General features: G+C 48.6%; 20 protein-coding genes. 11 read left to right on the top strand and 9 right to left on the bottom strand.

What is annotated here, in order from left to right; all coding sequences use genetic code 11:
* Positions 1-26 precede the first annotated feature (26 nt).
* The 3 genes from ispH to rnhA all read left to right on the top strand — a co-directional run bounded on the left by ispH (position 27) and on the right by rnhA (position 2,599).
* Positions 27-1,037: a 4-hydroxy-3-methylbut-2-enyl diphosphate reductase gene (gene ispH / locus ABDZ76_RS02080; protein ID WP_343800624.1), complete on the top strand. Its 1,011-nt coding sequence runs from the start codon at positions 27-29 to the stop codon at positions 1,035-1,037.
* 102 nt (positions 1,038-1,139) lie between these two features.
* Entirely contained in the window at positions 1,140-2,132 is a 993-nt protein-coding gene (locus ABDZ76_RS02075) for a homoserine kinase (protein WP_343800621.1), read from the top strand.
* Positions 2,129-2,599 carry a ribonuclease HI gene (gene rnhA / locus ABDZ76_RS02070; protein WP_343800614.1) on the top strand — a complete coding sequence of 157 codons (471 nt, stop codon included), beginning with the start codon at positions 2,129-2,131 and terminating at the stop codon, positions 2,597-2,599. Before ABDZ76_RS02075 ends, rnhA begins: the two co-directional genes overlap by 4 nt.
* Before the next feature lie 62 nt (positions 2,600-2,661).
* On the opposite strand, the gene ABDZ76_RS02065 is transcribed toward rnhA, so the two are convergent.
* Positions 2,662-3,147, bottom strand: a complete 486-nt coding sequence (locus tag ABDZ76_RS02065; protein ID WP_343800611.1) for a peroxiredoxin — start codon at positions 3,145-3,147, stop codon at positions 2,662-2,664.
* 296 nt (positions 3,148-3,443) lie between these two features.
* Here ABDZ76_RS02065 and ABDZ76_RS02060 point away from each other — a divergent pair, with 296 nt between their 5' ends.
* Positions 3,444-4,040, top strand: coding sequence for a YqgE/AlgH family protein (locus tag ABDZ76_RS02060; protein WP_343802935.1), 597 nt, complete (start codon positions 3,444-3,446; stop codon positions 4,038-4,040).
* 54 nt (positions 4,041-4,094) lie between these two features.
* Here the strand turns inward: ABDZ76_RS02060 and ABDZ76_RS02055 are convergent, their stop codons facing one another.
* The 4 genes from ABDZ76_RS02055 to thrC all read right to left on the bottom strand — a co-directional run bounded on the left by ABDZ76_RS02055 (position 4,095) and on the right by thrC (position 10,497).
* Positions 4,095-7,043, bottom strand: coding sequence for an EAL domain-containing protein (locus tag ABDZ76_RS02055; protein WP_343800608.1), 2,949 nt, complete (start codon positions 7,041-7,043; stop codon positions 4,095-4,097).
* A 55-nt stretch (positions 7,044-7,098) separates the two neighbouring features.
* Positions 7,099-7,695, bottom strand: a complete 597-nt coding sequence (locus tag ABDZ76_RS02050) for a GNAT family N-acetyltransferase (RefSeq protein ID WP_343800605.1) — start codon at positions 7,693-7,695, stop codon at positions 7,099-7,101.
* 97 nt (positions 7,696-7,792) lie between these two features.
* Positions 7,793-9,085 carry a M16 family metallopeptidase gene (locus ABDZ76_RS02045; protein ID WP_343800602.1) on the bottom strand — a complete coding sequence of 431 codons (1,293 nt, stop codon included), beginning with the start codon at positions 9,083-9,085 and terminating at the stop codon, positions 7,793-7,795.
* Positions 9,082-10,497, bottom strand: coding sequence for a threonine synthase (gene thrC / locus ABDZ76_RS02040; protein WP_343800599.1), 1,416 nt, complete (start codon positions 10,495-10,497; stop codon positions 9,082-9,084). The genes ABDZ76_RS02045 and thrC overlap by 4 nt, the downstream gene beginning before the upstream one ends.
* Positions 10,498-10,699: 202 nt before the next feature.
* Between thrC and ABDZ76_RS02035 the strand changes: the two genes are divergently transcribed.
* From ABDZ76_RS02035 to ABDZ76_RS02025, 3 genes are all read left to right on the top strand, one after another.
* Complete coding sequence (locus ABDZ76_RS02035; RefSeq protein WP_343800596.1) at positions 10,700-11,251, top strand: hypothetical protein; 552 nt, start codon at positions 10,700-10,702, stop codon at positions 11,249-11,251.
* Positions 11,252-11,367: 116 nt separating this feature from the next.
* Positions 11,368-12,966, top strand: coding sequence for an EAL domain-containing protein (locus tag ABDZ76_RS02030; protein WP_343800593.1), 1,599 nt, complete (start codon positions 11,368-11,370; stop codon positions 12,964-12,966).
* A gap of 212 nt (positions 12,967-13,178) precedes the next feature.
* The gene (locus ABDZ76_RS02025) at positions 13,179-13,361 is read left to right on the top strand and encodes a hypothetical protein (protein WP_343800590.1); all 183 of its coding nucleotides are present in this window, start codon (positions 13,179-13,181) and stop codon (positions 13,359-13,361) included.
* A 101-nt stretch (positions 13,362-13,462) separates the two neighbouring features.
* Here the strand turns inward: ABDZ76_RS02025 and ABDZ76_RS02020 are convergent, their stop codons facing one another.
* Positions 13,463-14,149 (bottom strand): HAD family hydrolase, encoded by a 687-nt coding sequence (locus ABDZ76_RS02020; RefSeq protein WP_184223428.1) that lies wholly within the window; start codon positions 14,147-14,149, stop codon positions 13,463-13,465.
* A gap of 136 nt (positions 14,150-14,285) precedes the next feature.
* Positions 14,286-16,073, bottom strand: coding sequence for a chloride channel protein (locus ABDZ76_RS02015; protein ID WP_343802932.1), 1,788 nt, complete (start codon positions 16,071-16,073; stop codon positions 14,286-14,288).
* Positions 16,074-16,431: 358 nt separating this feature from the next.
* On the opposite strand from ABDZ76_RS02015, the gene ABDZ76_RS02010 reads away from it, so the two are divergent.
* Positions 16,432-17,565 carry a site-specific DNA-methyltransferase gene (locus tag ABDZ76_RS02010; RefSeq protein ID WP_343800583.1) on the top strand — a complete coding sequence of 378 codons (1,134 nt, stop codon included), beginning with the start codon at positions 16,432-16,434 and terminating at the stop codon, positions 17,563-17,565.
* An 81-nt stretch (positions 17,566-17,646) separates the two neighbouring features.
* Here the strand turns inward: ABDZ76_RS02010 and ABDZ76_RS02005 are convergent, their stop codons facing one another.
* On the bottom strand, positions 17,647-18,261 hold the full coding sequence (locus ABDZ76_RS02005) for an HAD family hydrolase (protein WP_343800580.1): 615 nt from the start codon (positions 18,259-18,261) through the stop codon (positions 17,647-17,649).
* Positions 18,258-19,334 carry an A/G-specific adenine glycosylase gene (gene mutY / locus ABDZ76_RS02000; protein ID WP_343802929.1) on the bottom strand — a complete coding sequence of 359 codons (1,077 nt, stop codon included), beginning with the start codon at positions 19,332-19,334 and terminating at the stop codon, positions 18,258-18,260. The genes ABDZ76_RS02005 and mutY overlap by 4 nt, the downstream gene beginning before the upstream one ends.
* Before the next feature lie 154 nt (positions 19,335-19,488).
* On the opposite strand from mutY, the gene ABDZ76_RS01995 reads away from it, so the two are divergent.
* Genes ABDZ76_RS01995 through ABDZ76_RS01985 form a run of 3 tightly spaced genes read left to right on the top strand, consistent with a single transcriptional unit; the run spans position 19,489 to position 22,017 of the window.
* Positions 19,489-20,250, top strand: coding sequence for a glycosyltransferase family 25 protein (locus ABDZ76_RS01995; RefSeq protein ID WP_343800577.1), 762 nt, complete (start codon positions 19,489-19,491; stop codon positions 20,248-20,250).
* The gene (locus ABDZ76_RS01990; protein ID WP_343800574.1) at positions 20,247-21,476 is read left to right on the top strand and encodes an O-antigen ligase family protein; all 1,230 of its coding nucleotides are present in this window, start codon (positions 20,247-20,249) and stop codon (positions 21,474-21,476) included. Before ABDZ76_RS01995 ends, ABDZ76_RS01990 begins: the two co-directional genes overlap by 4 nt.
* Positions 21,477-21,507: 31 nt before the next feature.
* Positions 21,508-22,017, top strand: a complete 510-nt coding sequence (locus ABDZ76_RS01985) for a DUF721 domain-containing protein (protein WP_343800571.1) — start codon at positions 21,508-21,510, stop codon at positions 22,015-22,017.
* The last annotated feature ends 181 nt before the right edge of the window (positions 22,018-22,198 follow it).

Below are 22,198 nucleotides of genomic sequence, written 5' to 3'. Positions count from 1 at the left end.
ATGCCTTGAATGAAGAGATGATGCTTATGTCTTTAAACGTGGAACAGCGCCCGAAACTGGAAATTCGTCTCTGTGGGCCACGTGGCTTTTGTGCCGGTGTTGACCGCGCTATTCAGATCGTCATTCTGGCTTTGAAAAAATATGGCGCACCGGTCTATGTGCGTCATGAAATCGTGCATAATCGCTATGTGGTGGAAGGTTTGCAATCACGTGGTGCCGTTTTTGTTGAAGAGCTGCATGAAATTCCGTTAGAGCATCGCGAACAGCCGGTGGTTTTTTCAGCCCATGGTGTGCCGCAATCGGTGCCGGCAGATGCGGAAGCCAAAAATCTTTTCTATCTGGATGCGACATGCCCGCTTGTTTCCAAAGTGCACAAACAAGCTATGCGCCATGAGCGACAGGGACGCCATGTCATTTTAATCGGCCATTCCGGCCATCCGGAAGTAATCGGCACCATGGGGCAGTTGCCGGAAGGCGCGGTCACACTGGTTGAAACCGTTGAAGATGCCCGTAATTGCGAATTTGCTGATCCGGATAATCTGGGCTTTGTCACGCAGACCACATTGTCGGTGGATGATACGGCGGGCATTGTGGCCGAGCTACAAAAACGCTTTCCGCACTTACTGGCACCTGCGGCCGAATCTATCTGCTATGCCACAACCAACCGACAGGAAGCAGTGAAAGAAGCCGCTCCGGGTTGCGATCTGTTTTTGATTGTTGGTGCGCCAAATTCATCCAACTCCAAGCGCTTGGTGGAAGTTGCAGAACGGGCAGGGGCGAAAAAATCTTTGCTGGTGCAGCGCGCCGACGAGATTGATTGGGATGGTCTTGGCGATATTTCAGTGCTTGGCCTGTCTGCTGGTGCATCTGCGCCGGAAATCATCGTCAACGAGATTATCGAAGCATTTAAAGCGCGTTTTGAAGTGCAGATTGAACTTGCCGTGACAACGGTTGAAACCGAAAACTTTTTGGTAAACCGTCAGCTGCGCGATGTTGATTTAACCGTGCAGGACATGGCATTCGTCAATGGTGAATAAAGCATGTCTCCCAAGATCGGCTGCCGGTTTTGGGATCAGGATGTGCTCTGGTTTTAAAAGAATAACAGTTGAGCGAAAGCTTGGCTGAGGGGAAGAATTTTCATGGCCGTTTACACGGATATTAATGAAGTCGAACTTGCCGCGTTTTTAAGTAATTATAATATCGGAACGCTGACTTCTTATAAAGGCATTGCTGAAGGTGTCGAAAACACCAATTATCTGCTGCACACCACGGCTGGTGCTTTTATTCTGACCCTTTATGAAAAGCGGGTAAATCCGCAGGAATTGCCGTTTTTCTTAAAACTCATGCAGCATCTTTCTGCTGAAGGATTGGAATGCCCGCAGCCGGTTGTTGCCGGTAATGGCGAAATGATTGGTGAACTGGCTGGCCGTCCGGCGGCTATTGTCACCTTTTTGGAAGGCATGTGGCTGCGCAAACCTGCCGCTGAACATTGCGAAGCATTGGGGGTCGGCTTGGCACAAATGCATCTGGCAGGCCAAAGCTTCACCATGGAGCGCAAGAATGGCCTGACGGTCGATAACTGGCGGCCATTATGGCAGCAATCTCTGGCTCATGCCGATAAGATCGAGCCAGCCCTTATCGATGAAGCGGAAGCGGATTTAGCCTATCTGGAAGCCAACTGGCCGCAAGATTTGCCACGCGGTGTTATTCATGCCGATCTGTTTCCGGATAATGTCTTCTTTCTGAATGACAAATTGTCAGGATTTATCGACTTCTATTTCGCCTGTACCGATATTCTAGCCTATGATGTGGCTGTGTGTCTCAATGCATGGTGCTTTGAAAAAGACCACTCATATAACCAGACCAAGGGTGCTGCTTTGTTGCGCGGGTATAATTCGGTGCGGCCATTATCTGTTGCTGAAACAGAAGCCTTGCCGATCCTTTCGCGCGGTGCTGCACTGCGCTTCATGCTCACCCGTCTCTATGACTGGCTGACAGTGCCGGATGGTACTTTTGTGGTTAAAAAAGATCCGATGGAATATGTGCGTAAATTGCGTTTCCACCGTCAGGTGGAAAATGCCAGCGAATATGGTCTGCCTAATGCAGTTTCAACAAGCGGAGAGCATGCGTGAAAGAGATAGAAGCTTTCACTGATGGTGCATGTTCAGGCAATCCGGGGCCGGGGGGCTGGGGCGTTGTGCTGCGTTGGAATGGTAATGAAAAAGAGCTGAAGGGCGGCGAAGCGGATACGACGAATAATCGTATGGAGCTGATGGCGGCTATTTCGGCACTTAAAGCTTTGAAGCAGCCTTGTCGCGTCGATCTTTATACCGATAGCGTTTATGTGCGTGATGGCATTTCCAGCTGGATTGAAGGCTGGAAGCGCAATGGCTGGAAAACAGCCGCGAAAAAGCCGGTTAAAAATGCCGAATTATGGCAGGAGCTGGATGAGGTTCGTAAACCGCATGATGTGAAATGGCATTGGGTTAAAGGCCATGCGGGGCATCCGGAAAATGAACGCGCCGATGAACTGGCACGCGCAGGCATGGAGCCGTTTAAACCCTATAAACCTGCTTTTACATCGCTTAAAGTTAAGTAAGCGGCAAAGCGTCTTTTAAGAAAAAGGGCAGATCATGAAATCCATGATCTGCCCTTTATTTTTTAAAGCTGTTCCAGCAGAGCGGATGCAGCGGATGTAACCGCCTGACCTGGCTGTTCTTCAATGTTGAGAACTTTTACCACGCCATCTTCGATCACGGCTGAATAGCGCTTGGAGCGTACGCCCATGCCGCCGCCGGTGAAGTCAATATCAAGGCCTGCTGCCTTAGCAAATTGTGCGCTGCCATCGGCGAGGAATGTCAACTTATCCTGTGCGCCGGTGCTGTTTGCCCACGCATTCATGACAAATACGTCGTTAACCGCAGTAACGGCTACAGTGTCGACGCCTTTGGCTTTGATTGCATCAAAATTGTCGAGGAAGCCCGGCAGATGGTTGAGAGTGCAGGTTGGGGTGAAAGCACCCGGCACTGCGAAGAGCACAACTTTTTTGCCCTTGAAAACTTCATCAGTGGTGACATCTTTAACGCCGTCACTGGTTTTCACTTTGAAAGTTGCATTTGGCAATTTATCGCCGACTTTAATGGTCATGTTGCGTCTCCCTGAATGTGGTCTGTCTTATATAGGTATTGTGAGTAGTTAAGTCGAGTTTGGCACTCGTGTTCAAGTGAATTTTTTACAAATCTTTTTAAAGAGCCGGTTTGCTTTTTTTAGAGCTGATTGTTTTAGAAATAAGCTTAATTGTTATTTTAGCACTTAGAAAAATTGACAGTCTGTCGCGATTAAGACAGAGTTTAGGTTTATCAGAAATAATGCGTAAGATGTTGGTCGGTTAGTCTGGCAAGCTAAGGTCTCACCTGTTGTGCGTTGAAAGGCAGGAGGTAAAGATTAGTAAAGCTGAAGAACTGCAAAATGGTTTTTTAAACGGTCAGTTTTTACTGGCCATGCCCAATATGGTGGATGAGCAATTTGCTCGTTCCGTTGTTTATATTTGTGCGCATTCACCCGAAGGTGCTATGGGCTTTATCATCAATCAGCAACAGCCGATCGGCTTTACCGATTTGCTGGAGCAGATTGGTATCATCAAAGAAGAAGATGCGATTATTCTGCCTGACCATCAACGTAAGTTAATGATCCGCAATGGCGGGCCGGTGGATAAAAATCGTGGCTTTGTTATCCATTCGAGTGATTATAGTGTTTCTTCCACCATGCCGGTTGCTGAAGATGTTTCGATGACCGCAACGGTCGATATTGTCCGTGCAATTTATGACGATAAGGGCCCGCGCCAAGCCATTATGACGCTTGGCTATTCCGGCTGGGGCGCAGGGCAGCTGGAGGCAGAACTGGCACAAAATGGCTGGCTGACATGTCCGGCGAATAATGCCCTTTTGTTTGATGGCGATATTAGCAGCCAATATGAACGGCTATTGTTAGAAATCGGCGTTGATATTTCCCGCCTTGTGACCAGTGCCGGAAGGGCCTGAGATTTTCCAATGATGAAACAAAAAAACTGACCGTCTCCGGTCAGTTTTTTTAAATCACTTAAGCTTTTCAGTTTGCTCTGCCGTTGGTTCATCCTCTGGCATTGCTACTTCTTGCGCGATCTGAGCCGGTGGCTGTTCTTTTTCCATTTCCTGCTGGGTGAGGATAAGGGTTGCATCATCAACGATCATCGGTTCGCCGAACATGAAGCTTTGAACATATTCGCAACCGATCTGCGCCAGATGCTCTGCATCATGCTCGCTCTCAACGCCTTCAGTTACAACTGCAAGCCCCAGATCATGTGCCATGCTGACGATGGAGCGCAGCAATGTGTTTTTCTGTGGCTGATCGCCGATCACAAAAGAACGGTCGATTTTGATAATATCAAACGGGAAGCGGGTCAGATAGGAAAGTGACGAATAGCCTGTGCCAAAATCATCCAGTGACAAGCCAATGCCCATTGTCTTCAAACGGTTGAGCACATGAGTGGATTGTTCCGGATTTTCCATCAGGACAGATTCGGTCAGTTCCAGTTTCAGACTGCCCGGTTTCAAATGAATACGCGAGATAACTGAGCGTATATCATTGATGAGATCTTGACGGATAAGCTGCGTGCTGGACAGGTTAACCGAAACAAAGAGATCAAATTTCGGGAACTGTTCTTGCCAGTTAGACAGAGTTTCAGCAGCTTTTTGCATGGCAAACATGCCGAGCTGGATGATGAGGCCTGAATTTTCCGCAATCGGAATAAATTCTGATGGCGAAATCGGCCCGCGTCTTGGGTGATCCCAACGCATCAATGCTTCAAAACCGGCAACCGTTCCATCAGAAAGACGCACGATCGGTTGATAGGCGAGGCTGATTTCTTCACGTTCAATCGCACGGCGTAGATCAGATTCGAGCTGTAATTTATCGCTGCCGATTTCACGCAATGCCGGACGGAACGGCTCGATTTTATCACCGCCACAGCGCTTGGCCTGATACATGGCAAGCTCTGCATCCTTGACGAAGTTTTCGGCACTAGTGGCAGCTTTTGTCCAGGTGATAAGGCCAACAGAGGCGGTTAATACAATTTCGCGCTTGGCATAGGCAATCGGCGCACGAACAGCTTGACGCAGCGCCTCAGCAAAGGCAGCAATGCGAGCCGGATCGCTTTCGGAAGCCAGCAACAAGCCAAACTGGTCTGAGGAGAGGCGCGACAGCGTATCCTGCGGTTTGAGCAAGCGGAACAGGCGGCGCGAGATTGTAAGCAGGATAGTGTCACCTGCCGACATGCCGAGGCTGTCATTGACCTGTTTAAAGCGGTCGATGTTGATGATGAACACAGTCGGGCGGAAGCGGATTTCTTCCTGAGCCATGTTCATCACGCTGTTTAAGCGATCAAGGAACAACTCGCGGTTAGGCAGGCCGGTGAGATTATCATGCACCGCATCATGCAGCAGACGCTCTTCGGCTTTCTTCTGTTCGGTGACATTAACGAGCGTGCCGACACAACGCACCACTTCGCCATCAAGACCGATGACAGGGCGCGCACGCAGCGAATACCAATGATAATGGCCGTCATTAGCGCGCAAGCGGAAGGTCTGGCTGATTTTGCCGCGGCGGTTTTCAAGCAGCGCATCCAATGTTGCGCGGAAACGATCACGATCATCGCCATGCATCACCGGCAACCAGTTGCGCACTGCACTTTGCAAGGAGCTCGCACTGCTGCCTAAATAATGTGCAATATCAGGCGTGGTGGTTACGCGGTCGCGTGGCACATCCCAATCCCAGACAATATCTCCGGCACCGATCACCGCGAGCGCCTGACGTTCCATGTCAGAGAGCAGGCCAAGCTGCATCGCGCCACCGGCAAAAGCGTGCTGCATCACGGTAAAACCAATGAGCAGAACGATCAGCACGAGGCCGCCACCAAGTGCTGGCTGCACAATGTCATTATCGACAAGGCCGGTCACTGTCATCCAGCCGCCGATCAGCCAGATCAGAATAAGCAACCATGCCGGTATCAGCATAATCGCGCGGTCATAGCCTTTGAGTGCCAGATAGCCGATAAGGCCGATGCCGCTGACAACGGTGAGAGCCAGCGAGATACGTGCAATACCGGAGGCAATTGGCGGGTCGAAAATAGCAACACCGGCAAGAGCCAGCAGACCGAGCACCCATGTCACCGCACCATAGCTGAAATGGTCATGCCAGCGGTTGAGGTTAAGATAGGTGAACAGAAAAATGACGAGCGAGGCGGCAAGGGCAACTTCAGTACCGGCACGCCAGACCTGTTCATTGCCAGGGGTGATGGCAATCAGCTTTGTCCAGAAACCGAAATCAACGCAAATATAGGCAAGAACGGCCCATGCAAGGGCGGCTGTAGCGGGAAAAAGCGATGTGCCTTTGACCACAAACAAAATGGTGAGGAACAAGGCCAGCAGACCGGAAATACCAAGCAGAATGCCGCGATAAAGCGTGTAGGAGTTGACGGTGTCTTTATAAGCATCCGGCTCCCACAGATAGACCTGCGGCAGATTGGTGGAGGCAAGTTCGGCAACAAAAGTAACAACCGTGCCCGGATTGATGGTGATGCGGAACACGTCGGCATCGGGGCTTGGCTGGCGATCAAGCGCAAAACCTTCACTCGGGGTGATGGAATTGATGCGGTTGGAGCCCAGATCAGGCCAGACAATACCGGAATTGACCAAACGGAAATGCGGCGCGACAATCAGGCGGTCGATCTGCTCATCGGTCGGGTTAGCAATAGAAAAAGCCGCCCAGTCACCCGACGAGCGGCCTTTGCCGTCAGCCTGCACTTCAATACGACGCACAATGCCATCAGGGCCGGGTGCGGTGGAAACCTGCACGCTTTCTCCCTGATTACGGTAGATATCAACGGCGCGTGTCAGATCCAGTGCAACATCGCTTTTAGAAATTTTGATAGGTTCGACAGCCAGAGCCGGAGAGGCAATAAAACTTGTCAGTACAAGCGTGATCATCAAGGCAGCAAATTGAGCCATTAAATTCAGCCTTTTCAGGGCTTTGTTGCGATAGCTTTTAATTGCCGGCACTGTTTTACACCTTGTTGTCGATATTGTATTTATCGCTTTCAAGCAGGGACAAAAGAATATGATCCTGCCACTTTCCGTTGATTTTCAGATAAGAGCGCAAAAGGCCCTCTTGCTGAAATCCAGCTTTTTCGAGAAGACTAATCGAACGTATATTATTGGGAATACAGGCAGCTTCAAGCCTGTGCAAGCCAAGATGCTGAAATGCGAAGGGGATAACTAAGGCGAGTGCTTCACTCATATAGCCTTTTCCGGCAAATGCAGCACCGCTCCAATAGCCGATCATCCCGTTCTGACCAACACCACGTCTGATATTATTAAGCGTTATTCCGCCGACCAATTGCTGATCTTCATTGCGAAAGATGAAGAAAGGATAGGTCGTACCTTTGTTAATTTCTTCCTGATAGTGCCGAATTCTATGCCGGAATGCACTTTTTTCCAGTACATCCGGTGCCCATGTCGGCTCCCACGGCGTCAAAAATGCTCTGCTTTTTTCACGCAAAACCTTCCATGCCTGATAATCACTTAAATAAGGTTCTCTGATATGAACCTTTATTCCTTGTAATTTCAGGCTGTTATTACGCATGAAGGGCAAAGCTATCATGGGGCGCCTTAAATAGGATCTTTGTCAGCCTGTGACCATCAAAAAACGAGTTAGAAAAAAGCCGGCGGCACTATGCTACCGGCTTATTCTTAATGTGTTAAATTGCTAATTGAGGCTTTTTTACGCGCTTGTGCAAAGAGCTGCCCAATGTGTCGAAGTCCATCAGTTTGCCAACCGGACCAACGGCTGCGATGGTTGGCTTGGTATCAACAAACAAACGACCGGCAAGATCGGTCAGACGTTCAGGCGTAATCAGCGACAGGCGATCCATCAGCTCCTGATTGTCGACAGGGCGGCCATAAAGCATGAACTGGCGCGCCAATTGTCCGGCACGGCTGGAAGCGCTTTCTTGTGCCATCAACAGGCCGGCGCGATATTGTGCGCGGGCACGGTCAACTTCTTCAATGCTGATATGGTCGGATACTTTGTGCAATTCATCAATGATGACAGGCACCAGCTCAACCATTTCATCACGGCCCGTTGCGGCATGAATGCCGAAAATACCGGTATCGGAAAAGCCCCAATGGAAGGCATAGACCGAATAGCACAGACCGCGTTTTTCACGCACTTCCTGAAAGAGGCGTGAGGACATGCCGCCGCCAAGCACCATGGATAGCAATTGTGAGGCATAAAAATCGCGCACATGATAGGCTTTGCCTTCAAAGCCTAATAACAGCTGCGCATCCATTAGGTCACGGTCTTCGCGGAAATCACCGCCCACATAAGTGGCAATGTTTGGCACGGGTGCTGTATTGGTGGAGCGGAAACTTCCGAGGCGTTGTTCGACTTCACGCACAAATTCGTCGTGATCCACGCCACCGGCAGCCGTTACAACCATACGGTCGGCACTATATTGCTCATTCATATAGCTGCGCAGATCGGCCGAGGTGAAGCCTGCGACCGTTTCAGGCGTACCTAAAATAGCGCGGCCAATCGGCTGATGGCGGTAGGCCGTTTCGGTAAAACGGTCAAAAACAATATCATCAGGCGTATCATGCGCAGCACCAATTTCCTGCATGATGACCTGTTTTTCGCGTTCCAGCTCGTCTTCGTCGAACTTGGAGCTGGTCATGATATCGGCCAGAATGTCGATGGCAAGCGGCATGTCGTTGCGCATCACACGGGCATAATAAGAGGTGGTTTCAACGCTGGTGGCTGCGTTGATCTCACCGCCGACATTTTCAATATCGGCGGCGATCTGCCATGCTGATCTGTTTTCTGTGCCTTTAAAGGCCATGTGTTCCAGAAGATGTGCGATGCCGTGGCGGTTTTCCGCTTCGTTACGGGCTCCAGCTTTTACCCAGATGCCCAATGCCACACTTTCAATATGTGGCATTGTGTCCGTGGCAATTGTCAGTCCGTTGGACAGGCGGGTAACTTGAATACTCATCCGCGGGTAGCTCCCTGCTTAGCCGCTCTGGAGTGGGCAGACACGTAATCTTCTACGGTTTTCAGCTCATTATCCAAAACAGTAAATTTTTCTTTTCGAGTCATCAGGTCAGCTAACCAGTGTGGAAGAGCTGGGTCAATGCCGGATGCTGATTTTACTGCTTCAGGAAATTTTGCCGGATGGGCTGTTGCAAGACATACCATCGGTGCGGAAGACTTGTGCAGATCGCGTGCAACTTTCACGCCGATTGCTGAATGCGGATCAAGCAAATAGCCGTCTTTTTGCAATATAGACTGGATCATGGCCGCTGTTTCATCGACATTGGAGCGTCCGGCACCAAATTCTGCACGGATGCGTGCGAGCGCGCCAGCTTCGATAGTGAACTGGTCGGATTGCTTCAAATTGTCCATCATTGAACGCACTGCCGCTGCATCACGATTATGTGCTTCAAACAACAAACGCTCAAAATTTGATGAAATCTGAATGTCCATTGATGGCGAAGTGGTTTGCGCAACACCGCGCATTTCATAAGAACCATCAGCAAGTGTGCGTGCCAGAATATCATTGTCATTGGTGGCAATGAGAAGCTGGTCAATCGGCAGGCCCATTTTCTTGGCAACGAAGCCCGCAAAAATATCGCCGAAATTACCGGTCGGAACACTGAAAGAAACGCTGCGATCGGGTGCACCAAGGCTAAGCGCAGAAGTGAAATAATACACGATCTGCGGCATGATGCGTGCCCAGTTGATGGAGTTGACGCCGGAAAGCGACACGGCATCACGGAATTTCAGATTGTTGAACATGCCTTTGACGAGATTTTGACAGTCATCAAAATTGCCGTTTATGGAAAGGGCATGGACGTTGGCGGCTGTCGAGCTTGTCATCTGGCGCTGCTGCACCGGAGATACACGACCATTCGGGAACAGAATGAAAATATCGGTGCGATCACGACCGGCAAAGGCTTCGATTGCTGCGCCACCGGTATCGCCTGATGTGGCGCCAACGATTGTGGCGCGTTCGCCGCGCTGTGCCAGCGTATAATCCATCAGACGCGCCAGCAGCTGCATGGCAACGTCTTTAAACGCTAATGTGGGCCCGTGGAAAAGTTCCAGCACAAATTCATTCGCACCGGTTTGCACCAGAGGGCACACCGCATCATGACGGAATGTGCCATAGGCTTCCTCAACCATTTTGCGGAAATCATCGGCCGGAATTTCGCCGTCAATAAAAGGTGTGAGTACTGCGATTGCGATATCCACATAAGATTTGCCGCGCAGTGCACGAATCTCAGCCGCGCTGAACTGCGGAAATTCTTGGGGTAAATAAAGGCCGCCATCACGAGCCAGACCAGCCAGTAATGCATCGCTGAAACCCAGAACTGGTGCTTCGCCCCGCGTACTTACATATTTCATTTTAAAACAGCCTTCGTTCCCGATTGCATCTTGGTTTTGCTATTTTCTGCGATACCGCATAAAAGAGATTTGTATATCTCACATTGTCAGGGGTTGCTCTTAGCCTTAAAAAACACGAAAACAACCTTTCAGAATGTTCGATATGCAAATTCTACAGAACATTGGTATAGAACAGGTTGATTAGTGCAGGGAAGACCGCTTGATGCAGAAATTATCCTTTACGCGTGCAGCGATTGTCACAACATTGTTGCTGGGTGTTGCTGGCTGTAACACAACCGGCACCAAAGATGCCGCTGAAAACATCAATGTGGCCGAAGATAACCGCATTACTTCAGAGGAATTGCGGGCTTATTGCCCGAAGGTCACTTTGCGTGAAGGAACGGCCTATTTCTCAAAATATGCGAAAAGCGCAGAGAAAACATCAGATCAGCTAATTTATCAGGCAACCATCACCGACACGACCCGCGCCTGTAAATATGGCAATGGCATGATGAGCATGGAAATTGCTGCTGCCGGCCGTATTGTTCCGGGTGCAAAATTTAATGCAGGCACCACCAATATGCCAATTCGTGTCGCTGTAGTGCAGGGCGATAAGGTAGTTTATTCCAAATTGCATCAGCAGTCAGTATCTTTGAGCGCCAAAACCGCTTCGCAATTTGTGTTTAATGATACTCAGGTTTCTTTCCCGACACCTGATAGACAGAATATTCAGGTCTTTGTCGGTTTTGATGAAGGCCCGTATAATACTAAATAATACTAAAATTGGCCGGATAATCATTTGTCCGGCCAATTGCTTTAGACGTATATTTTTATATTATTACCTTTAATTATTCTATCGCATTACTTGTTTCACTTCTGAAAGAGTAACAATTGGTTTTAAACCGAACGAAACTGTTGGGCATATTTGATGCTGTTCCAGTCATCGCTTTGGTGATTTTTTTATTGTGTGCGATTACCGGCAAAATTTTGGCGCGTTATGTTGATGATTATTTAAGCCGCGCTGAGGCAGACAGTTATACACAAGAATTGCTGAGCCAGACGAACAAAATCCTACAGCAGGCAAAAGACAAAATCAGTGAGATCAATCAATCGCCGCATGAGTTTTGTTCGGCGAATGATCTGCGTTTTATTCGAAATATTATTTACTCAAGCGGCTTTATCAGCGATCTTGGCCGTTTGAAAAATGAGCAGCTGCAATGTTCGGTTTTGCTCGGCAATAATATTCCGCAATCCTATAGCTATGCGCGCGGGATTTTACGCTCTGACGGTTCGGTGATTTATGGTGATACGCCCTTGTTTTCATCTTATAATCGCGGCGTTATTTTAAGTATTAATAATACGAACTTGGTTTTTAATCCGGGACTGTTGTCCAGTTTCGAGCGGCCACATTATAGTTATTCGGTTTATGCTGGCGCACCTGCACTCAATGCGATTGTGCGGCTTTTCCACCATCCAGAACAGAATAGTATCGAAACGCCTTCTAATATTATTCATTCCAGAACTTGGATTGACGGTAATCGATATACTTACAAATTGTGCTCGCCCGAAACCCATATTTGCGTGATCACTGTTGCGGATGAATTAGCCTATCAGAATAAACATCGGCTAATTGATACGGTGTTTACAATTCTCGGTCTGTTGACCGGTGGCTTGGCGGCTTTGTTGTTGTTGCGTTATTTTCATAATGCTCAAACTTTGACCATGCAGCTGATGCGTGCGATTACCCGCCAAGAACTGGATGTGCGCTATCAGCCGATTGTTAATGTCAAAACCGGCAAAATTATCGCTTTTGAAGCACTTATTCGTTGGGAAATTCGCCCCGATGATTATGTGCCGCCTGATGTTTTAATTGATTTGGCCGAAAAAGGCGGTTTTATAACGCGCATCACGAATTATGTTTTGATCCGTGTCAAAGCGGATATGAACCAGATTTTACAAGATCATCCAGAGCTCCGGGTCAACATTAATATCGCTGCCTGTGATTTGCAGCATGACAGTTTTTATGCGGCATTGGCGCGTTTTCAAAACAAGGGTATCCGCCCGCATCAGATCGGTATCGAACTGACGGAGCGCTCAGCCGCCGATTGCCATGCATTCAAAGGGATTGAAAGATTGCGCGCCCTTGGGCACAAAATCTATCTGGATGATTTTGGAACCGGTTATTCCAGTCTGGCACTGCTTGGTAAAATTCAGGTGGATGCACTTAAAATGGATAAGGCTTTCACACAAACCGTCGGTACGGATGCCTTGACCGTGTCGATCGTGCCGCAAATTCTCTCTATAGCTAAGAAGTATAAACTGGGAATTGTGGTGGAGGGGATCGAAACAGAAGAGCAGGCAGCTTATTTCAAAGCGCTGCCTCTATCCATTGCCGCACAAGGCTGGTATTTCGGAAAGCCACAAAATATTAACGAAGTTCGTCAATTACTGGGCATAAGCCGTAAAAAGAAGAAAAATTCCCCGTTTTAGTTCTTGTTCTTTAACTGTTTTAATCCAAAGAATATTCGTGTGAACTATAGCTGGGCAAACACTATGGCTGAAGCTGCAAAATATCCATCGGCATTTCGACGCTGTATTTCACTGGTGCCATAAATAAATCTTTATTGAAGTGACTAAGGTCTGGAGAACCATTGGCAGCATTCATGAAATATTCGTCAACCAATATAGGTTAGTATATCGCCATGCATAAACGATATGAAGCAGTTTTAGAACCTACCGGTCTGTGGTCCGTCTTCGATGATGAAGAGGGGATTCCGGCAATGATCGGTGATCGTATTTTGATTGGCTTGAGCGAAGAAGAGGCTGAAGAAGCCGTTATTGTCTTGAGCCAACCGCAGAAAACCGCTGGCCGCAGCGTCGCCTGATCAGCGCATTTTGCTCATCAAATGTAATTTATATAAAAAGCCGGAGCGGGTTTTGACCTATGCTCCGGCTTTTTTTGACAGCTATTAAAAAGCTTAGCGCTTTATGCGTCGCTCCAGATGGATAAAGCTTCAACTGTTGCCAGCAAATCTTTGTGGCGGCTGATAACGGTTTCTGCGCCTTCTTCAGTCAGCTGATCTGCATGTCCCGGATAGCTGTGTGCGCCGCCGGTAAAGCCGATAACGCGCATACCGGCACTGCGGGCTGCCTGTACGCCATGGGTTGAATCTTCCACGACAATGACATCCTTTGGCGCAACGCTGAATTGTTGGGCTGCATAAAGGAAAACATCCGGTGCCGGTTTGCTTTTCTTGGTGCCGACTTCGGGTGCCGAGAAAATATGTGGCGCAAAACGGTCATAAAGGCCGGTGCGATTGAGGGTAATCTTTAAGCGCTCCATGCTGGAATTGGAGCCAATGCAGAACGGATATTTGAGCGCGCTGATGACGTCTTCAATATCATCAATAATCTGCACTTCTTTTCTCAGGCGGTCATCCAGCTCGACATTAACTTTATCAAGCAGGCTTGCCGAAAAAGGCAGGCCGGATTGACGCTCGACTTCCAGCAAGGTGTTTTTCCAGGTCAAACCGGCAAATCGTTCTGCCATCTCTTCGGCTGATACTTCATAACCGGCATCGGTGAGAAGTTCGGCTTGCACTTGCGCTGCGATGATTTCTGAATCAACCAGAACACCGTCGCAATCGAAAATTATCAATTTAGGTGCAGACATAAAAACGATCCATCAGTGATAGTTGTGCCAAACCTTGTGCGGTTCGGGCAAAAAATGAGGCAGTTGAGCTATAGGGCAGGCAGTTTCAGACTGCCAGCCTTTTCTAAGATGAATGCATAAACAGCTACGATATGTATCAGACCTCGCCAGCCAGTTCGCGGCGTTTGCGGTCAAGCTCTTCGCTATAGCGGCGCAATGTGTGGCTTTCGGTCAAAAGGCCGACAACTTTGCGCTCCTGCGTATTATTGATGACAGCCAAAGCTTCACTTTCGCTGCGGTCAAAGCGGGATACTGCTTCCTTGGCGTTCATTTCCGGCAGCAGATAAGCTTGTTTGAAACGTAATAAATCACGCAAGTCGCCTTCATTGTCCTTATCGGCAAAGCTGCTGGAATAAACCTCCGGCAGTGAGATCATGCCGACATAGCGCCCAATTTCATCAACGGCGATCACACGCTGCGTTGAGCCAAGCGGAAAGTCTTCATGGAATTTTTGCAAGCCGGTGTCGATATTAACGGTGCGCACATCATGGCGCATCATTTTATTGACGGTCAGATTGCGGATCCAGCCAATATCATGGGCGCTGCGAATGCTTTCACCGCGAAGGTGAAAGCGCCATGTGGCAAAGGAGTAACCGAAGGTTTTGCGCACCAACATTGAGGAGGCAAGCACTGCGCCCAGCACCAGCATCATGATCGGAAAATCGCCGGTTAGTTCCAGCGCCAGAAAGGTCATGGTCAAGGGGCCGCCAATAATGGCCACGGCAAAAGAACTCATGCCGATCACCGCATAGACAACCGGTGTCAGCGTTGTTGGCAGAATAACGCCAAAGATAATGGCAAAAAGCTTACCCACCAAAGCGCCCAAGAAAAGGGAGGCAAAAAACAAGCCGCCACGAAAGCCGGAGCCGATTGATATGGCAGAGGCAACGGATTTGGTGATGATAAGAAAGACGATGGCGAAGAATGAAAGTTCTGTGCCGACATCAAAATGTAAAGCCCCGTGTCCGGAACCTAAAACTTGTGGCGAGAACAGTGCAATGACGCCGACCACTGCACCACCGACCATCGGCGTTAAAATGGCTGGTACAAAGCTTTTACGGGTGGTTTTTTCCACATAAGTGACCATCCGCATCACCACAATGCCAAGGCCTGCACACATCAGGCCAAGCATCAGCGCTGGTACAAAATCGCCGGTGGTAACAGCTTGCAAGGTGCCGATATTGATATCCATGGTTGCGCTGCCAAGCGAGCGCGTCACCAAAGTGCCGATGATTGCAGCAACCACAACAGGTGCCAAAGTTGCAATCGAATAGGCACCAATAATTAATTCAAACGCATAAAAAGCACCGGTAAGCGGCGCATTAAACGCACTGGCAATGGCGGCAGCTGCACCACAGCCCACAAGTGTGCGCATATCGGAGCGACGCAATTGCAGCGCACGGCCAATGCGGGAGGCAAAACCACTGGCAAGCTGGGTAAAGGCTGCTTCCAAGCCAACAGAAGCGCCAAAGCCGTTGGAAATGAGGTTTTGCCCGACCAGAATAAAACTGTCAGTGAGCGACAGATGCCCGCCATGCAGGGCATTGGCTTCGATGGGGTCAACGATGGGTTTCTTGTGCCATCTGGCCAAAACCCAGATAATGCCGCCCATCAAAACACCGCCTGCCATAGGGGCAATGAGCGCTGACCAGGGCAGGCTGCTGGCAGCAGCACTTAAGTGATCATCAGGGCCGATTTCAAACACAGCCTGATGCAGCCACTGCGAGATCTGACTAATCGCGGCAACTACAAATGCAGAAATGAGGCCGACGATAGCGGCAGCAATGACGAGCCCCAGCTCGCTGCTTCGTACCAGCGCACGCCATCTGAACGGAACGAATAGCAGGCGCACATAAGGTGTGTGGCGCAGCTTTACCCAGTCAATCATCAGTTTCTGCTCACTTGTGTGGCCATATTTCGTCGCTCATGGCCGGATCATGCTTCTCTGTATATAGCTGAAATAATGGAGCGATTTGGCTTAAATAAGTCCTAATTTTCAATGCTAAATGTTAATTTAGCGTTTGGTAAAATGAAAGTCGGATTCATATTTGAGCGCTTTTGAAAGTTTTTTGAAATTTATATCCGCTTTCTATCAAGGCCAGAACCTCGCATTCCTCGGGCTTTAGACTCTGATTAATAAAAAGTTTACAATTTCAATGGGTTGTCGTTAACTTGATGTTTACCCTGTTCGGTAACCATAAGGACTAAGTTTAGTAACGCGTCCTCAAGTTATCGAGTATCCCATGTCTTTAGTCCGTCTTGTGAATGAATTGCCGGTTGAGGCTCCTCGTGCCGCCTGGCTTGATACCATCCTCAAGGGTGATTGTGTGGCGGCTCTTGAGCGTCTGCCGGATCATTCAGTCGATGTTATTTTTGCAGACCCTCCGTACAATCTGCAATTGGGTGGTGATTTACACCGTCCGGATCAGTCAATGGTATCTGCTGTTGATGATCATTGGGATCAGTTTGAAAGCTTTCAGGCTTATGATGCCTTTACACAAGCATGGCTTCTGGCCTGCCGCCGTGTATTGAAGCCGAATGGTACCATCTGGGTTATCGGCTCTTACCATAATATTTTCCGCGTTGGTGCCAAGTTGCAGGATCTGGGCTATTGGATGCTCAATGATGTGATCTGGCGCAAAACCAACCCGATGCCTAATTTCCGTGGCCGCCGCTTCCAGAACGCGCATGAAACGCTGATCTGGGCTTCGCGCGACGAGAAAAGCAAAGGCTATACTTTCAACTACGAAGCGATGAAAGCTGCCAATGATGATGTGCAGATGCGCTCCGACTGGTTGTTCCCTATCTGCACCGGCCATGAACGTCTGAAAGACGAAAACGGCGATAAAGTTCACCCGACACAAAAACCCGAAGCTCTGCTTGCGCGTATTTTGATGGCCTCCAGCAAACCGGGTGATGTTATTCTGGATCCGTTTTTCGGTTCTGGCACAACCGGTGCAGTTGCTAAACGTCTTGGGCGCCACTTTGTCGGTATTGAGCGCGAACAGGATTATATCGAAGCAGCGACTGCGCGCATTGCAGCTGTTGAGCCACTGGGCAAGGCCGAATTGAAGGTGATGACCGGTAAACGCGCTGAGCCGCGTGTGGCTTTCACCAGCGTGATTGAAGCAGGCTTGCTGCGTCCGGGCACTGTCTTGTGTGATGCGCGTCGTCGTTATGCGGCAATCGTGCGCGCAGATGGTACATTGGCTACCGGTGGTGATGCTGGCTCCATCCACCGCATGGGTGCCAAGGTACAGGGCTTTGACGCCTGCAATGGCTGGACGTTCTGGCACTATGAAGAAAATGGTGTGTTGAAGCCGATTGATGATCTGCGCAGCGAAATTCGCCAGCAGATGGCTGCTGCCGGCGTTTAAGCCGTGGGAATGCAGTGTTTGAACTGTTAAAAATTATGAGAATAAAAGAACGCCTGAAAGTCATTTCAGGCGTTTTTTATATTAAGTGATAAATTGATAAGAATTAAGATCACTGCGTAATGTGGCCGGATCAATAAACTGTACGGCCTGCCAGCCAGCTTCGCGGGCTGCAATAATATTGGGCAGATTATCATCAATGAACAGCGTTTCGGCAGGGTTGAGATCAAAACTTTCAATATGCAGATCGTAAATCTCACGTTCCGGCTTCATTAAAAATACATCGCCTGAAACAGTGACACCGCGCGGCTCTTTTAAAAAGACAAAGCGCTCTTGTGCTTCGCGGAAAGTGTCGGAGGCAAAATTGGTCAGCATGGTCACATCATGCCCGTCTGCAATAAATTGACGAAAAATGGCAACGCTGTCGTCATAGGCATATGGTACCATTTTGTGCCAGTTTTGCCGGAAACCTTTGATATGGTTTTCGCGGTCAGGAAATTGCTCAATAAGCAGATTTTCTGCATCTTCCCATTTACGTCCGCGATCTTGTTGCAGGTTCCACTCATGGGTGCAGATGTTTTGTAAAAACCAGTTGCGCTCGGTCTGGTCGGGGATCAGGTCAGTAAAGCCCAATTGCGGATCATAATGGATAAGTACGCTGCCGATATCAAAAACAATATGCTTGATTTTTGTTGTCATTTTGCAGGTCTCCTGATCTTGAAAATATCCGGTCTGGCAGCAGCAATCGCCTTTTTCATCACGGTTGGCAAGGCTTCGCCGGCCAGCATGTCTGGTGCTGACCACCAACCATCATTCACCTGACGCTTATCGGCGCCGGTCGCATGATAGACGGTGAGATGCAATTCAAAATGTGTGAAAATATGGGTAATCACACCGGCATTTCGCCAATCGGAAGCGAAGGGCGCGGCGGTTAAATCAGTGCTGCCATCAATGCGCGAGTTCCAGACTGAGCCTGGAACCTCGGCCATATTTTGCAGTAAGCCTTTTTCGGTTCGCTTGCGCAGTAAAATAGAACCGTCACCGGCCTCAGCCACAAATGCAGCGCCTAAGCGGATGGGACGGTCTTTTTTAGGCGCTTTGACCGGAAAATGTTCCGGATCGTGATCTTTTAATGCGAGACAGGAATCATTTAACGGGCAGAGGGCACAGGCAGGTCGTTTAGGCGTGCAAATCGTTGCACCTAAATCCATCATCGCTTGGGCAAAATCGCCGGGCCGATCGATAGGTGTGATTGCCTCTGTGAGTTCCCGTATCTGCGGCTTTGCCTGCGGAAGTGCGGTGGTAATGGCATAAAGCCGGGTGATAACGCGTTCGACATTACCGTCAACGACAGGTTCAGGTTGATTAAATGCGATGGCGGCGATGGCTGCTGAGGTGTAATCACCAATACCCGGTAGTTTCTTAAGCTCTGCCGCATTTTGCGGAAAACCTGCGCCGTAATCGGCAACAACGAGATCAGCACATTTTTTCAAATTGCGGGCGCGGGAATAATAGCCAAGTCCTGCCCATGCGCGCATGATGTCGTCATCATCGGCAGCGGCTAAAGCGTCAATTGTCGGCCATGCTTTGGTGAATTTCAGAAAATAAGCTTTCACCGCTTCAACGGTTGTTTGTTGCAGCATCACTTCCGACAGCCAAATTTTATAAGGATCAGGCTTAATCCCTTGCGCGGATTGGCTAGGTGTGATGCGCCACGGCAAAACCCTGTGATGCTTATCATACCAACGAAGTAGTGATTGTGCTATATCCATGGGATAAGTGTTACGATAAGCAAAGAGGGTCTGCATTACGCGAAATGCCGCAATTCTTCGCAATGCACATGAAATTATATGTTTAAGATTGACACTCCTGTGTGGCTTGCGCACACATGAAAGTTAAGTGCAGTGAAGAATGGTTAAATAATTTATGCCGATACCGGTTTACGTCATCAATTTGGAGCGATCACGCGAGCGCTGGGAAAACCTGCAGCAGCGGGCGGATAAGCTCGGTTTGCTTCTGCGCCGTGTGGAAGCGGTGGACGGACGTAATCTGACGGCTGATCAGCTGAAGAATTTTGATGAGGCATCCTTTCGTCGTCTGCATGGCAAAACGCCGCTGCCGGGTGAGGTGGGCTGCTATTTCAGCCATTTAAAGGCATTGCAGTTAATTGCGGACAGCGATGAAGAATGTGCCGTTATCATTGAAGATGACGTGCTGTTTACGCATGATTTTAGTATTGTGATTGATGAATTGCGCGACATTCAGGGCTGGGATGTCATCAAGCTCATCAATAACAGAGTGAAATTCTACCAGAGCAAATATGTGACCATCGGTGGCACAGATGTAGGCCGTTGTATGCATGGCCCGCTTGGTTGTGCCGGTGGTTATATGGTGACCCGTGAAGGGGCAAAAAAGCTACTTGCCAAAATCGCAACCATGGAGCTGCCATATGATGTGGCGCTGGAGCGCGGTTGGGCAGGAAACTATCGTGTTTATCTGGTTAAAGATGCCGTCATTGAGTTGGCAAATGAATTGGGCTCTACCATTTTGGAAGGTGGGGCTAGTTATAAGCGGGTGCGGTTTCCAGCATGGAAACGTCTTGGTGCATTAAAATTCCGAACAACAGACTATATCAGGCGTATGATTTATGCTTTGCGGCGGTCGACTTTGTCTATTGGTGATAAATGACATTTTTATATAAATCCTTCCTAAAACGCCGCAAAATTGATCCGTGGGTTTTAGCCGTTGGTGGCGCTGCAATGCCAGTTCGTATTGGACTTGGCCCGCTAGCAGTGTTTTTATTTAGCTGTATTGGTATTTATCTGACTGCATTTCGGCATAAATCTACCAAGCCCTTTGTCGGGCTTTTTATGCTCTTCCTGGTTTTATATTGTCTTTGGACATTGGGCCTGATGGTTTGGCGGGATCAATTGGCAATTAATAATCGTCACATTGGCTATACATTACTGCTTTTACTTTATTCTTTTGTCGGTGCCGGAATGGTGCTGGTTCGTGATCCGTTACGGTTTTATGTATTAGGCTCACGTGTCGGTATTTTTTTGTCGGGCATTTTTGCTTTATTTATGTCGCTCTATAGCGGTGCTCGTGTTGGCGTTGGAGGCAATGAGGCTGTATTTTCTTTCGTAGCTGCAGTGGGTGCTGTTTCAGCAACATTACCCATTCAAAATGCACCTCGATTTTTACGCAATGGGCCGCAATGGCTGGCATTAGGTTTATTAGCGGTAATTGTTTCAGAAACACGAGCAATTTTAGTGGTGTTACCGCTTATTTTGCTGGTCGAAATTATCGCTTACGTGCGTAAATTGAGTTGGCAGAAGCAGGGTGGCGTTTATGCGGTTTTAGCGGCATTTATCGCTGCGATGCTTGTTGTTGGCCCAATAGGTAAAGTTATTGAAACGCGTTTTGCAGCCATGCTGAATTATTATGAAACTGGCGATGCGACGGTTTGGAGCGATAAAGTATCCGCAGATATTCGTATAGCCATGTGGCGCGGTGCGATTGAAACGATTAAGGAAAATCCGCTTACCGGTGTTGGCTCCATCCATAAAGTGGAGATTGTTCAATCGCATTTAGGTGATGAACGAGAGTTATTGGATGGTTTTATCCATGTACATAATGTTGTGTTTGATGAGCTGTTAAATGGTGGATTGATAGGATTTTTGTTGCTGACGGCAGCTTTTATGTCTGTTTTTGTTCAGCTTTGGAAAACCGCGCCTGATTGTGGCACGAAGCGTGTTTTAAGCTACTTTGCTATTGTGACAATCGCGTATGGCATGCTGCATGCACCTTTAGTGCATGAAACAACAATTGCAGTTATTATGCTGTTTTTGGGTGTGTTGAACGCTGCCAGAGTCAAGCGTGTCATTTATAAACCGCATTTAAACGCAGCATAATGCTGAAATTCTTAAAACGGGTTTGGCAGCTATGACGGGTAAGAAAGAAGGACGCGGATTTAGACCTTTAGCGGATACAACATCTGACTTGTTGGATCCTGTCTTGCGCAAACGCGCCGGCATTAATCTGTCTTTGATCCAGTCATGGGAAGATATTGTTGGCGCGAATGTCGGCCAATCTTCACGCCCGCTTAAAATCATGTGGCCAAGACGTTTGCATGAAAATGATCCGTTTCAGCCCGCCACATTGGTCATTGCCTGTGAGGGCTTTGCTGCAATGCGTATGCAGCATGAAACTGGCGAAATCATCAATCGCGTCAATGGTTTTTTAGGCTTTGCAGCTATCGGCCGGATAAAGATTGAGCAGAAACCGTTGACCGGAAAGCAGGAGCGCCGTTTGCGCAAACCTGTTGATATCCCGCCCAGTCAGGCACGCAAAATCGAAGGCCAGACCAGTGTGATTGAGGATGATGGCCTGCGCGGTGCATTGGAGCGTTTGGGGCGCAGTATTGCTGCAAGCAAACTGAAGAATAAGCGCTGAGTACGATCATCAAAACAGCTGATTTTTCAGAAACATGCAGATAATTAACCGGCTGGCAATAACTGCCACAATCTTGCTATAAGCTGACATTAAAAATGCGCACACGAAACGGGTCTGGTTATGAAGCCGCATCCGCTTTAAAGTAACATTTTATGTCAATGTATTGAACAGAATTGGATGA

Origin of the sequence: Paenochrobactrum glaciei, assembly GCF_039522165.1 — a bacterium.
Classification (GTDB): domain Bacteria; phylum Pseudomonadota; class Alphaproteobacteria; order Rhizobiales; family Rhizobiaceae; genus Paenochrobactrum; species Paenochrobactrum glaciei.
The sequence above is the reverse complement of the archived record's forward strand: the minus strand, read 5'-3'. Positions and strand labels throughout refer to the sequence as shown.